We start from the raw sequence: 13,890 nt of genomic DNA, 5'->3' as shown, positions 1-13,890 counted from the left end.
AGTCTCCTTTCTTACGCTTCTTTAATTGATATAATACTTGTAAATGGTAATAAAACTTCTGTTCCTATTCCTTCTTGCAGTGTTAAGAAATCATCACCAACTGCTACAATCACACCCGTTAGCTGTCCAACCGTCACAGTAATTTCGACGTTTTTACCTAAATATTGCTGTGCAATTTCTTTGAACGGTGATGTATTACATTCTTTTAATATGTTACAAATAATAGATTGAAATCTACTTGATTCAATAAATTCTTCCGTAGCTTGCTTAGAGTTTCTTTGAATAAATCTCGCGAAGTTTTGTGAAAATAAAAGTCTTTCCACAGCGGGCAATAGCTTATTGTCTAAAAAATAATCTAATTGCCTATTAAACAATCTCGATAACTTTTTCCAATACTTACCGAACAGACACATATACTTCTCCTCCTATTATTTTTTAAAGTTTAAAAATTACATCCATACATCTTAATGTATACAAATCAGGCTTTTTTTGTGATAGGTAAGGCATACATTTTTCAAAGAAACAATCTTTTCTAGTCACATAAAAAAGATAGATGGTATCCCATCTATCTTTATATATATTTTAATTTTTAATTGTAACAATAGCAGCTACACCATAATAAACCACTCGTGGTAATTCTGCCTGTTCACTTATAGAAGCTGTAACAAGTGAACCACCACTTGCCGAGAAATACTTAACAGCTTCTAAAGGAATACCATCTTCTTTTACATCAATATGCGTTCCATCTCGCCAATCTATTTTCTGCATTGTTGCTGAAAGGTCCCCAGTCACTTTACCAAATTCTTTACCATTCACCCCTAAAAAGATCCATTCCCACTTTGTTAAACTTAGTACTTGTTTCAACTCTCCAATTTTCTTTCCATCTACATTAGAAAAAGTATAGAAATTGCGTAATCCCTTCTCCTTTTGAACACGCAACAACCTTTCTCCCAAATGATTATATAAATAAAATTGTTGCTTATGTAGTCCCTTAAAAAGAAATGAAAGTACTGCTTGCCATACACGTTGAATAACCAAATCATACTCTTCTTTTAAAAATCCTACTGCACTGCCATCTAATCCAAAGTACGTTATTACTTGAAATACCCCTACCTCTTTGCGAACAACAAATTTTTTTTGCTCAAATAATTCAGAAGTCTCTATATTATAATTTTCCTGTTTAAGCATTTTTGACCTTCGTTTTTCCATAAAACTATATATTAATAATCCAAATGCTGGTAGTACAACACCTATTAATTTTAGATTTTCTTTCTCCGAAGTGAATAGCACCCCTTTTTTATATTCCACCGCTAATCCAATTGCGATGATAATCCATACGATGACAGATACAAAAAAAATGCGTTTTGCATTACGTGCGTGATGCTTATGTATACTCATACCCCTTCCCTCTTTTCCATTTTTTTCATTATCTCATTGCACATACACCTCCTCAATAAAAAAAGACCATCCAATAGGATAGCCTCTTACACTTCAATATTTCGCAACATCGTAAAAATGTCGTTATTCACTTTACCAAACGATTTAATGTTGTTTTGAATATTAGATAATAAAACGACATACACACTTCCGTTTTTACTAAATCCATTTAAGCAATTCCATCCTGGCATTACACCGTGATTTGAATAACTGCCCGGGTCTACATACCAACCAAATCCGTAATCTTTTTTTCCGCCTGTAAACATTTGATCATAGCTCTCTTTTGAAATTAACTTTCCAGAGAAGAGTGCTTCATTAAATAAATATAAATCATGTGCACTTGTATATATATCACCACAACCATATAGTTGTGACATACTTGGAATATTAGGTGTTGTCATATTGTTATTTACTATTTTATAACCTGTCGATGGAAACCTTGTTTGCTCTAACGCTTTGCCGAAACCAGACTGCTTCATACCCGCAGTAGTAAAAATATGTTGTTTAATATATTCTTCTAACGGTTGTCCACTTACCTTCTCAGCGATGTAGGCAAGTATCGAATAGTTCGAATCGGAATACTTCCATTTCTCTCCTGGACCCCCAACACGCTTTTGCTTTCCTATTCGTTTTATCAATTCTTCATGAGAAATATCCTCTGTTCCCTGCTCATACTCTGGAATTCCTGATGTATGTGTTAGTAAATGTTTTAACTGAATACCATTACCTTGAGGGAAATCTGGAATATACTTTGCAACCGTATCCTCTACGTTTAATTTATTTTGATCCTTTAATTGCATAATAGCAGTCGCTACAAATGCCTTTGAAATAGAACCAATATAAAAAGTTGTCTCTGAATTATTCGGTACTTGTTTCTCTTTGTTCGCCATACCGTATCCTTTATTCAAAAGAACTTTTCCGTTCTTCACAATAACAGCTGTCCCGCTAAATCCTACGTTTTGTAAATATTGATCTAATTGAGCGTTTTCATTAATTTCTTGAGGTGGTCCCTCAGCAGGCTTCTCCACAGCTTGTACTTGCTTTACTTGTTCTTCCTGCTCTTTTTGTTTTTGTGCTTCTTGCTTCTTCTTTTCTTCTTTCTTTTTTAGCTCTTCTTGTTTCTTCATTTCTGCCGCTGCTTTTAAAGTTTCTTCTTTCTTATTATGCGCAACAATTTTTGTATACATGAAATATACAACTGAAAATAGTAAGACGAGAATGATTGTTCTTTTTATGTATACAATCGGCCGACGTGCTTTCCCATTCGCATTATTTTTTTCCTGATCCATGATTGCTTTTTTCCCCTTATTTACCGATAATTTAATTCCACTACACAAGATTCATTCCGGATCTTTTTCATAGATTTTTGACATTCCATTCGACGTCATCCCTACTTTATCACGCACTGCACATATTACCAACCTATATGTATGAAAAAGAAAAAGAAAATTTACAAAAGTAAGATTCCCGTTAAATTGTTAACAAAAAAAAGAGGATATCCTCTAAAAAAATTGATATTATCAATCTTTTGGGATATCCTCTTATCTCATTATTTATACGTGTTTTTTCATATCATCGGCAACAGATTCAACATTTGTACCTACGATAACTTGGACACTCGTGTTACTTAATTTCATAACACCTTTTGCACCAGCACGTTTTAATGCTGCTTCGTTTACTTGACCAGCATCTTTCACTTGTAAGCGTAGACGTGTTGCACAGTTATCAATAACTGTTAAGTTTTCTTTTCCACCTAAAGCTGCTACGTAAGTTTCACCAATTGAACCTGCAACTGGAGCTTCTTCACCTTCAGCTAGTTCCTCTTCATCTTCACGACCAGGCGTTTTCAGGTCGAACTTCTTAATTAAGAAGTAGAATACAACGAAATAAATTACTGCGTAAATTAAACCGACTCCCGCGAGTAATACTGGTTTTGTTGCAATACCGAAGTTTAAGAAGTAATCGATTGCACCGGCACTAAATGTGAAACCATCGTGAATGCCGAGTGTTGTTGTAATGAATAGAGACAGACCTGTTAATACAGCATGAATACCATATAATACTGGTGATAAGAACATGAATGAGAATTCAATTGGTTCTGTAATACCAGTTAAGAATGACGTTAATGCTAGACCACCTAACATACCTGTAACCATTTTACGGTTTTCTGGTTTAGCAGCCGCAATCATTGCGAAACATGCTGCTGGTAAACCGAACATCATAACTGGGAAGAAACCAGTCATAAACATACCCGCTGTTTTATCTCCTGCAAGGAAGCGAGCAATATCACCATTTACAACATTACCTGCTGCATTTGTAAAGTCACCAAGTACAAACCAGAAGTATGTGTTCATTACGTGGTGTAAACCGATTGGAATCAATAGACGGTTTAATAAACCAAATAGACCTGAACCAACTGCCCCTAAATTAACAATTCCATGAGCTAATGCATCGATAGCATTTTGAATTGCCGGCCAAATTTGTGCGAATAGAATTCCTAATAGTAACATCACAACCGATGTAACAATCGGAACGAAACGTTTTCCAGCAAAGAACCCTAACCATTCTGGAAGTTTAATCTTATGGAATTTATTATAAAGAAGTCCTGCTATAACACCGACAATAATACCACCTAAAACTTTCATATCCACTTTAGTCGATAATTCGGCTGCCTTAGATACCTGTGTCATTGTATCTGCAAGCTTAGATGGATCTACATTAGCGCTATTACCTACTAAATCTTGAACTTTGCCTAATTTATCTTGTAATTCTACAGTAGAATATCCCTTACTAAGTGCATCAATACTGTTTTTCATAACCAGATAACCAATTGCACCTGCAAGACCTGCTGCACCACTACCATCAACTGAAAGACCGATTGCAATACCAATTGCAAAAATAAGTGCTAAATTATCAAAAACTGCTGCACCGGCCTGTGCCATAACAGGAATATCAAATACATCTGGTTGCCCTAAACGAAGCAATAATCCTGCTGCTGGTAGTACGGCGATTGGAAGCATTAATGCTTTACCAATACGTTGTAGAAACTGCAACATTTTAATTCCCCCTATCAAATTTATGAAATCGTTATCATTATAAGTACGCCTTAGAAAACGCTTTCTATTTACATAACCATAATAACATATAGTTGTATAGATGTGTAGTTTTTATTTTTGAATTTTTTATGGATAAATCTCCTATTTCCAAACTGTTATATAAAAGGAAAATTCTCCTTTTTAATATGGAATACTCGAAACGAAATACCTACTATAGAACATGTAACTTTCGTTTTATCATTCCACTTTTTCATGTTATTATTTATTTCCGAGCATATCGGGAAAAGTAAACTTATTTAATTCGAAATAGGAGCGTTGGTACTATGCAGTGCATTGAAACAAACAACTTACAACAGTTGTTAGAACAAGTAAAACCATATACGAAAAAAGGAAAGCTTGCTACTTATATCCCCGAACTAGGAAATGCAAATCCGGCTGATTTAGGGATTGCCATTTTCCATAAAGAAACAGAATACATCCATGCTGGCAACTCACAAACACTATTTACTCTTCAAAGTATTTCAAAAGTAATTACACTTGCACTTGCCCTTTTAGATCGTGGTGAAGAATATGTATTTTCTAAAGTTGGAATGGAACCAACTGGTGACCCATTTAATTCTATTATTAAGTTAGAAACGACAAGTCCTTCTAAGCCACTTAATCCAATGATTAATGCAGGGGCACTAGCTATTACAAGTATGTTAACAGGAAACGATAATGAAGAAAAAATGGAGCGTATCCTTCATTTTGTACGTGAAATAACAGATAATCCTACTATTAATTATTCTTCTAAAGTTGCCAATTCAGAATTAGAGACAGCTTACTTAAACCGTTCACTTTGTTACTATATGAAACAAAACGGAATTATCGATTGTGACATCGAAGAACTTATGGATTTATACACTCGTCAATGTGCAGTTGAAGTAAACTGTATCGATTTAGCACGTATTGGCTTAATTTTTGCGATGGATGGCTATGATCCATATAAGAAAAAGCAAATTATCCCTAAACATATTACAAAAATCTGTAAAACATTTATGGTTACATGCGGTATGTATAACGAGTCTGGTGAATTTGCGATTCGTGTTGGTATTCCAGCCAAAAGTGGTGTAGCTGGTGGTATTTTCGGCTGCGTAAAAGGAGAAATGGGAATTGGTATTTTCGGACCAGCTTTAGATGCAAACGGAAATAGTATCGCTGGTTTTAAAATTCTTGAACTTCTTTCTGCTCAAGAAGGTTGGAGCATTTTTTAATTGAGAGTTATCCTGCTATACTAGCAGGATTTTTTTATTTCATAAAACCCTCAACCTTATCAGCTATCCATCCCCTTACAAAAACCGTGCTGAAAGTTTCTCGATATCATGCATATTTGCTCCCCCCTCCTGAATAATATAGTACAACCTAGCGCTATATGTGGAGGTGTGAAAGATGAAACTAATATTTCAAATGGAAAAACAGCCTGTTCTTGAAAAAACAATTCTTCTTTTTATATTGAGTATTGTAGAAAGCTTGAAGTTAAAAGTTGTTTCACTCGATGAAGCTCACCGATACATATTCAATTTAGAAGTGCTTGAACTACTAATGGATCGGAACATCGATGATCAAGTACTTGAACTCATTCATTTCGGAATGGGACTTGAAGACATTCATCATGTACTTCCAGAAGAACTTGAACATACTATCGAAGAATTAAAGTGGCTTTGCATTCAAGTGTTAAGTGAATACAGTATGCATGAAGAATCGGAACAATTAATTGAAGATATACGTTAAAAAAGCACCTATGTAGGTGCTTTAATATTTATAAAAACAGTAACGTTTCGGTAATTGCGCATCCGATGTCGATATATGCAATTCATTCGAGTATTTCCGAGGAAATGCTCGAACATTGTATGTTACAATAACTGATCTATCCCAATAAGAATTAATAGCACGCCCGCAATCACAGTAGCCCATTTCCCTAAGTATTCTGCTAAAAATCGTTTTCCTACATACGCAAAACCACTAATACAAATAAAACTAAACACCCCAGAAATAGTTGCCGTAAGCCACAGATTCAAGTTTGTTACCCCAGCATCAAATCCACCTGCAATATTATTGATAGACAACGCTATCCCTAAAACAATTGCTTCTGAAAAACTAATTGTTTTAGAACCATCAAAATCTGCTTTTTCTGGATCACGTAAAATTCCCATAAGTACACTACCATCTTTAGAGCCTACAGTATTTCTTTGCCCCAAGAAAGGCTGACATAAAATAAACACACCGATTATCCCTAAAACGATTGCTCCAATTAGGTTTGCAGTAAACTCTGAAATAAATAACGCTATCCAGTTCCCAAAAAATCCAGCTAATAAAGTAAATAAAAATCCAAGAAATGCGATGATAAAATTGTTAAGCCACGAAATTCGAATTTTACGAATGCCATATGCAATCCCAACACCTGCATTATCTAAATTAGAAGCAATCCCGATTAAAAAAATTGAAAATAGACCTGCCGTACTCATAAACAGCCACCCCTTTTTCTCACTTTTCCATGCATCTTATGAAAATGTTGAGCAACTGTGCCTGTCTGTTTCATATACATGTAATAAATACTCAACATTTTTTCAACAATAAAAAGGAGTGCCTTCACTATGCCTAAAGAAAATCCAAATGAGCGGCTTAGTACATTAATAAAAAAACTTTTAAAAGAACGTGCCTTATCCATGCGCCAATTAGGAATGCATACAAATATTGATCCCGCTACAATCTCAAGAATTATGAATGGTAAACAACCGCCAAAACAAAAACATCTACAAAAATTTGCAGAATGTTTGCAAGTTCCACCCCAATTGTTATTTGATGAAATGTATCCTGATTCTCCTCACATTAATAAAGAAAAGACGGATATGTACACATCTCTCGATACAATTCAGCAAACTCTGCAATCCTCTAACTTATTCGATTTCGACTATACAACAACTCGCGTAAAACAAGAACTTGAAAACTATGAACGCTATGCTCAGACAACAGAAGGTGAAAAACGTATTCATGAAAGTTTCGCGAGTAAATTAGAACAAATTGATAGCGCTGGTCCTTTTATTGAACAATTAACCGATATGTATCAACAATTTTGCAATGAAACTATCTCAAAAGAAGAGCGTGCAGTTCTTGGAGGCGCATTACTGTATTTCATTTTATCGACAGATATTATTCCCGACTATCTCTTTCCAATTGGCTATTTAGATGATGCAATTGCTGTTGAATTAGCGAAAGAGAAATTAATCGAACTAAAACGAAAAACATAGAAAACCAAAGAACTATTTCAGTTGTTTCTGTTCAACTCTGAAATAGTTCACTAAAAAATCGTACAAGTATACATACCTGTACGATTTCAATATACTAGTCTATTTTTTTGTATGACACCATTCATATATAAATGCTGTTATTACTTTTGTAAATTCAATTAACTGTTTTACTTCAACTTTCTCATTTATTGAATGAGCTTCTTCTAATGTACCTGGTCCGTAAATAACAGCTGGAATATGAAATTCACTAAACCAACCACCATCCGTTACCGTTGCAGACATATCTAAAATTGCATTTTTAGATATAATTGATTCGTGTACTGAGCTAAGGGTTTTTACTGCTGCATGTTCACTATCTACTTCTAAAGAAGGGAAAATTTCGCCACGATCCACAATCATTGATTCTCCGCCCCACTTAAATTGTGGTGGATTTTCACTTAACCATGGATCGGCAGCCGCTACTTTCTCAATATACTTTTCAATTTCGTTTATTATTTGTTCATGTGTTTCATCCGGGTAGAAGTGTACCGTTATCCATAACCGGCACTCATCCGCAATAAACGCTGCATGCCGTCCGCCTTCAATAACAGCTGGGTTAATTGTTGTTGTTCCAGATGGATAACCTTCATATGTTTTCATAACTGCCCAATGACGCTCTAATTCTTGTAAACTTTGCACAATTTTCATCATTTTTTCAATCGCACTCGCTCCGAATAAACGTCCTCCAGCATGAATCATTTGCCTGCGTGTTGCATCATGAAACGTCTGGGGGCTTTTCACAGTAATCCATCCAGTAATTACGCCGCCCTGTCCTTGCATATGTAAATCACTTGTATCCACTACGACTGCAAAATCAGCATCATAACCTCTTTTGCAGCATTGAAGTGTACCTGCTTCTCCAACTTCTTCCCCAATTACTGATTGAAAGATTAAATCTCCAGGTAATTCAATGCCAGCTTCTTGTAAAAGTTGAATAGCAAACAGTGCTCCAGCCAGTCCTCCTTTCATATCCGCCGCACCACGTCCAACTAACCAACCATCTTTTATAAATGGCTCAAACGGATTGGTTTCCCACGCTTCATCTGCTGATACTTCAGCTACATCCACATGTCCATTAATAATAAGACTTTTATGTGTGTCACTTTCTATCCCTCTTCTCACCCCAACAACGTTCGGGTCATTCGGATATACATCCCATTTATCAACACTAAAATTTCGTTTTCTTAGAAAATCTGCAACAAATTCTTGCGCCTCATTTGTGTTTCTCGCCGGCGGTGCTGGTGTTTCAAAACGAATTAAAGTCTTTGTAAGCTCTAGTAACTCATCTTTTCGTAAATCAATCTGTTCTAATAGCTGTGAAACTTCTTGATTCATCGCTAATTCCCCTTTGCATACATAGTATGTTTCCAGCTTTATTGTCACAAAAAAAGAGACTGTTTACAATTTTACAGTCTCTTTTTTTAGCATAAGTTGCTAATATATTTACAAACTTTCTACCTCTGTTGTATTTGTTTTTTCAATATGTTCTACCTTACGTGCCTTATTTCTTGTCGCACGGTAAAACAGTAAACAAACAATCATAAATGGAATACCACAATATAATGCCATTCTTTGTTCTGGAATAAAAGCCATACCAATAATTACTGTTACATTTAATACTAACGCAAGCAGTGGTACGAATGGATACAGCGGTGTTTTAAATTTCAAGTCCTTCACATCCCCGCCCTGCTTAATGTATGACCTTCTAGCCAATAAGTTAGATAGAGCAATAGATGCCCAAACTAATATCGCCCCGAACCCGGCAATAGAAAGTAGCCATAAATAAACTGTATCTTCCGCATAAATACCTGATAGTAATGAAAGGCAACCTACAATTGTACTTACAATCAATGCATAAATAGGAACACCATTTTTAGATAACTTACCGAAAATTGGACTAATCATTCCTTGATTAGACATAGACCATAGCATACGAGAAGTTGCATATAATCCTGAATTCGCAACGGATAGAACCGCTGTAATAATAACGAAATTTATAATATCCGCCGCATAAGGAATACCAATTTTATCAAATACAACTACGAATGGACTTTCTATCACTCCCGCTTGCTGCCAAGGGAATAAGCCTGCAAGAATGAAAATAGATAATACAAAGAACACAAGTATACGCCAAACCGTATTATTAATTGCCTTCGGGATCGTTTTCTCTGGATTTTCACTCTCTCCAGCTGCAATACCAACTAGTTCCGTTCCTTGGAAGGAAAAATTAACTGCAATCATCGTAATTAAAATGGCTGATAATCCATTTGGAAACAACCCACCATAATCAGTAAAGCTAGAGAACATCGGTGCTGGTTCATTTCCTTTCATATCTAGAAAACCAAACATTGCTGCCCCGCCTAAAATAATAAATGCAATGATTGTAATTACTTTAATACTTGCAAACCAAAATTCAACTTCTGCAAAACTTCTTGAAGATAACGCATTGATAGCAAAGAGCAGTACCGCAAACGCTACACACCAAATCCATGACGGTACATCAGGAAACCACCGTTTCATTAAAATACTAACTGCAATCAGTTCAATACCTATCGTAGCAGACCAGTTTAGCCATGACATCCAGCCGACTACATAACCCGCTGCAGGGGAAATGTGCTTTGTAGCATACGTTTGATAAGATCCTGCGTCAGGCATCGCAACAGCTAACTCTCCAAGACAGAGCATCGTTAAATACATAACAAATCCTCCAACAAGATACGCTACAATCGCTCCTCCAGGCCCAGCTTCATGAATTGTATACCCAGATCCTAAAAAAAGACCGGTACCAATAACTCCTCCAAGTGCAATCATAAAGATGTGCCTGCTTTTCAATTCCCGTTTTAACCCTTGGTTTTGATCCATCATATAAATCCCCCCTTTTCCCTTTGGAAACCTATTTCATGTAAGCGTTTTTAAAAACATTCATAATAAGAATAATTATTGAAAAGAGCAAAATACATAGTATCAATCACTACCTGTTATTAAAAGATCATCCCTCACTGTTATTAATAACTTTTTATCAGCGATAGCTTGTCCTTCTACTACTTCTAATGATTCGATATATCCACTGATTCCTACTTTAATTTCTACTTTCTGTTTATCTATTGTTTCAATTAACGCTAATTTCTCCCACTCGTATACGTAAGAACTTTCCGTAACAAATAACTTCTCTACTTTCCCGTAACAAGGACTATACACGCCTTCTATAACCATCTTCACTTTATAAACTCCTCCTTCTTATTAATTGGTACTGAAACGTTGCATATCCCTCCTTTAGAGATTTCAACTATTATTTATGCAAAATGCGTACCAATCTCCAATTCCTATTTAAAATGAAGGTTTCTCAAAAAAAAATCTTCATAACCGCAAAATTTTTCTATCATTTGAGAAGTTTTAAAGGGAAAATAGCAAAAAAATTTTGCGATTTTATAAGAATTTTAATAAAATTATAAAAAGTCAGTCTTCATAGGGTGAAATGAGGAGAAGATAATCTATGCGTACAGAAGAAATTAATTTTAAACAGATCATTGAAATGAATATGCTATATGAAACTTTACTCAATGAGCTCGATATCGGGATTCATATTATTAATGAGGAAAGTAAAACGATTATCTATAACCGCAAAATGATGGAAATTGAATCAATGGAACGCTCAGATGTGCTATATAAAAGTCCTTTAGAAGTATTCGCATTTGAAGAAAAGAAAAATAGTACTCTTATAGAGGCATTAAAATTAGGAAAAACAAACAAAAATATAAAACAAACGTATTTTAACAATAAAGGGCAAGAAATTACAACGATTAACAATACTTTCCCTATAATAGAAAACGGAAAAATTAAAGGCGCTATTGAAATTTCAACAGAGATTAGCCATTTCAAACAAACAATGAAAACGAACCTTTCTCGAAAACAAAATAATAAATTTACCTTTGATCACATAATCGGTGATTCTAATGCTCTTCAATCTGTCATTACAGAAGCAAAGAGAGTAATTCGTACATCCTCATCCATACTTCTCGTAGGAGAAACAGGGACCGGTAAAGAACTATTTGCACAAAGTATCCATAATGAAAGTCAACGTTCAACAAAACCATTTATTTCACAAAACTGTGCCGCTATACCTGATACACTCATGGAAAGCTTATTATTTGGTACGAACCGAGGTGCATTTACAGGAGCTATCGATAAAGCTGGTTTATTTGAAGAAGCAAATGGAGGAACTTTGTTATTAGATGAGATCAACTCATTAAGTCCAGCACTTCAAGCGAAGTTGCTACGAGCTATACAAGAAAAAACAATACGAAGAATCGGAGGCACACAAGAAAAAGAAATTGATGTTCGTATTATAGCAACTATTAATGAAGATCCTCTTGAAGCTATTACACACAATCGATTACGGGAAGACTTATATTACCGATTAAGCGTCGTTACTTTATGTCTCCCGCCTTTACGTGAACGAAAAGAAGATATTCCTGATCTTGTGCAGCACTTTATCGAAAAGTACAACATTCAATTTGGACTTGGCGTAACAGATTTAGATGTACATGTAAGAGAATTCTTGTATGCATATGATTGGCCTGGAAACGTACGAGAATTGGAACATATCATTGAAGGTTCGATGAATTTAGTCGAGGATGAAAATATTATTACAGCGTTTCATCTTCCCACTCGCTTTCGTGAACAAATAAAAAAAGAATTCAATATGCAACCTTCCCTAACTAATAACGATGCTGATGCACCTAAAACGTTAAAGCACACAATAGAGGCAATGGAGAAGAACTACATTAATCAAATTCTGACAGAGTATCACGGTAATATCTCACAGGCTGCAAAGTTTTTAGGATTAAGTAGGCAAAACTTACAATATCGAATTAAAAAATTGCATTTACACATATGAAATGAAGTGAAGCTTTAATCTGTGGAGGTTTTGTTCACCCTCACCAATTGGACTTTTATTGTCTGTTAATGCAGGATAAATCTGCTTCCAAGTGTAAATATAAATTGGAAAAATATTCTATAATAAACATATAACATACTAGAAAGGAACGATATATATGAGTAATGATAACAAATTAAAGTTATTACAATACTTAGCCTTCTTCCCTACCATTGTATGTATGATGTTACTAGTTGATATGAATGCTTATTCTTATGCAAAACTATTAGCAACAATTAGCGGCTCCTTTGCAGCTATTATGCTTGCTGCTTTTTGGAATTTGAAGATACGTATGAAGAAAGAAAAATCTTCTTAATGCCAAAACAATAAAAAAATCGAGCTTACACAGCTCGATTTTTTTACTGTTTATTAAAATTCAACATTCTCCAAATACAAACCACTCGCCTCTGCAAGACAATTAATTTGATTACGTTGTTTTTCCTCTAAAATATTTGGGATTGCGTCCGCATCTAATTGTCCTAATCCGACTTCAATTAATGCTCCAACAATTTTTCGTACCATGTTATGAAGGAATCCGTTACCACTTACTCTAATTTGTACAAATCCTGCTTCTTCCATCACTTCAAGTGTATATACTTCTCGAACCATAGACTTTTTCTTTGATTTCGCATTTGAAAAAGCAGTAAAGTCATGTGAACCAACTAAATGTTTCGCAGCTTCTTTCATGCTTTTCACATTTAATTTTTTATTCACATGCATGCTGTATTTACGCATAAATGGATTTGTATGCTCTTCATTCCAAATTTTATAAAGATATGTTTTTGCTTTAGAATTGTAACGAGCATGGAAGCGATCTTGTACTTCTTCTACACTCGTAATGCTAATATCGTTGGGTAAATATTGATTTAAATATTTTTTCACTTTATGTTCCACTAACTTCTCATCACTTTGAAAGTTAGCAACTTGATTCAAAGCATGTACACCCGCATCTGTTCTACTACAACCGATAATTTCAATTTCTTTTCCGATCATTTCAGATATGACACTCTCGATTTTTCCTTGAATTGTATTATCGTTATTACCAAGACGTTGCCATCCTTTAAAACGTGCACCATCGTACTGAATCGTTAATTTATAATTATTCATTTTACTCTCCTTCATAGAAAATATTCCC

At 34.9% G+C, this 13,890-nt stretch carries 14 protein-coding genes and 1 pseudogene; 5 read left to right on the top strand and 10 right to left on the bottom strand.

The window, feature by feature from the left end:
- Nucleotides 1–11: 11 nt before the first annotated feature.
- The 5 genes and pseudogenes from J0835_RS02550 to J0835_RS02530 all read right to left on the bottom strand — a co-directional run bounded on the left by J0835_RS02550 (nucleotide 12) and on the right by J0835_RS02530 (nucleotide 4,747).
- The gene (locus J0835_RS02550; RefSeq protein ID WP_087979331.1) at nucleotides 12–413 is read right to left on the bottom strand and encodes a DUF2642 domain-containing protein; all 402 of its coding nucleotides are present in this window, start codon (nucleotides 411–413) and stop codon (nucleotides 12–14) included.
- Between the two features lie 169 nt (nucleotides 414–582).
- Nucleotides 583–1,398 carry a sugar ABC transporter ATP-binding protein gene (locus J0835_RS02545; RefSeq protein ID WP_087979330.1) on the bottom strand — a complete coding sequence of 272 codons (816 nt, stop codon included), beginning with the start codon at nucleotides 1,396–1,398 and terminating at the stop codon, nucleotides 583–585.
- An 86-nt stretch (nucleotides 1,399–1,484) separates the two neighbouring features.
- Complete coding sequence (locus J0835_RS02540; protein WP_333728055.1) at nucleotides 1,485–2,726, bottom strand: serine hydrolase domain-containing protein; 1,242 nt, start codon at nucleotides 2,724–2,726, stop codon at nucleotides 1,485–1,487.
- Nucleotides 2,727–2,990: 264 nt separating this feature from the next.
- Complete coding sequence (nagE, locus tag J0835_RS02535; RefSeq protein ID WP_087979328.1) at nucleotides 2,991–4,493, bottom strand: N-acetylglucosamine-specific PTS transporter subunit IIBC; 1,503 nt, start codon at nucleotides 4,491–4,493, stop codon at nucleotides 2,991–2,993.
- A 141-nt stretch (nucleotides 4,494–4,634) separates the two neighbouring features.
- Nucleotides 4,635–4,747 (bottom strand): annotated as a pseudogene (locus J0835_RS02530) (transcriptional regulator).
- 69 nt (nucleotides 4,748–4,816) lie between these two features.
- Here J0835_RS02530 and glsA point away from each other — a divergent pair.
- Nucleotides 4,817–5,746 (top strand): glutaminase A, encoded by a 930-nt coding sequence (gene glsA, locus J0835_RS02525; RefSeq protein ID WP_001149843.1) that lies wholly within the window; start codon nucleotides 4,817–4,819, stop codon nucleotides 5,744–5,746.
- Nucleotides 5,747–5,921: 175 nt separating this feature from the next.
- Nucleotides 5,922–6,263 carry a DUF3969 family protein gene (locus J0835_RS02520; RefSeq protein ID WP_000766602.1) on the top strand — a complete coding sequence of 114 codons (342 nt, stop codon included), beginning with the start codon at nucleotides 5,922–5,924 and terminating at the stop codon, nucleotides 6,261–6,263.
- A gap of 122 nt (nucleotides 6,264–6,385) precedes the next feature.
- Here J0835_RS02520 and J0835_RS02515 read toward each other — a convergent pair whose 3' ends face one another.
- A complete protein-coding gene (locus tag J0835_RS02515) occupies nucleotides 6,386–6,997 on the bottom strand; it encodes a manganese efflux pump (protein WP_087979326.1) in 612 nt (203 codons plus the stop codon).
- Between the two features lie 129 nt (nucleotides 6,998–7,126).
- On the opposite strand from J0835_RS02515, the gene J0835_RS02510 reads away from it, so the two are divergent.
- Entirely contained in the window at nucleotides 7,127–7,780 is a 654-nt protein-coding gene (locus J0835_RS02510) for a DUF1232 domain-containing protein (protein ID WP_001123723.1), read from the top strand.
- A gap of 99 nt (nucleotides 7,781–7,879) precedes the next feature.
- On the opposite strand, the gene J0835_RS02505 is transcribed toward J0835_RS02510, so the two are convergent.
- From J0835_RS02505 to J0835_RS02495, 3 genes are all read right to left on the bottom strand, one after another.
- Nucleotides 7,880–9,154 carry an acetylornithine deacetylase gene (locus J0835_RS02505; protein WP_087979325.1) on the bottom strand — a complete coding sequence of 425 codons (1,275 nt, stop codon included), beginning with the start codon at nucleotides 9,152–9,154 and terminating at the stop codon, nucleotides 7,880–7,882.
- 108 nt (nucleotides 9,155–9,262) lie between these two features.
- Nucleotides 9,263–10,684, bottom strand: a complete 1,422-nt coding sequence (locus tag J0835_RS02500; protein WP_087979324.1) for an amino acid permease — start codon at nucleotides 10,682–10,684, stop codon at nucleotides 9,263–9,265.
- Nucleotides 10,685–10,783: 99 nt separating this feature from the next.
- A complete protein-coding gene (locus J0835_RS02495) occupies nucleotides 10,784–11,038 on the bottom strand; it encodes a biotin/lipoyl-containing protein (RefSeq protein ID WP_000784766.1) in 255 nt (84 codons plus the stop codon).
- Between the two features lie 274 nt (nucleotides 11,039–11,312).
- Here J0835_RS02495 and J0835_RS02490 point away from each other — a divergent pair, with 274 nt between their 5' ends.
- Together J0835_RS02490 and J0835_RS02485 are read left to right on the top strand one after the other, a co-directional pair.
- Nucleotides 11,313–12,716: a sigma-54 interaction domain-containing protein gene (locus J0835_RS02490; protein ID WP_087979323.1), complete on the top strand. Its 1,404-nt coding sequence runs from the start codon at nucleotides 11,313–11,315 to the stop codon at nucleotides 12,714–12,716.
- A 157-nt stretch (nucleotides 12,717–12,873) separates the two neighbouring features.
- The gene (locus J0835_RS02485; protein ID WP_087979322.1) at nucleotides 12,874–13,071 is read left to right on the top strand and encodes a hypothetical protein; all 198 of its coding nucleotides are present in this window, start codon (nucleotides 12,874–12,876) and stop codon (nucleotides 13,069–13,071) included.
- A 53-nt stretch (nucleotides 13,072–13,124) separates the two neighbouring features.
- Here the strand turns inward: J0835_RS02485 and truA are convergent, their stop codons facing one another.
- Nucleotides 13,125–13,862 carry a tRNA pseudouridine(38-40) synthase TruA gene (gene truA / locus J0835_RS02480; protein ID WP_001067305.1) on the bottom strand — a complete coding sequence of 246 codons (738 nt, stop codon included), beginning with the start codon at nucleotides 13,860–13,862 and terminating at the stop codon, nucleotides 13,125–13,127.
- Nucleotides 13,863–13,890 lie beyond the last annotated feature (28 nt).

The sequence above is a fragment of the Bacillus cereus group sp. Sample62 genome, assembly GCF_036851315.1.
GTDB classification, from domain to species: Bacteria; Bacillota; Bacilli; order Bacillales; family Bacillaceae_G; genus Bacillus_A; species Bacillus_A wiedmannii.
Note: the sequence above shows the minus strand (reverse complement) of the source record. Positions and strands in the feature narration are given on the sequence as shown.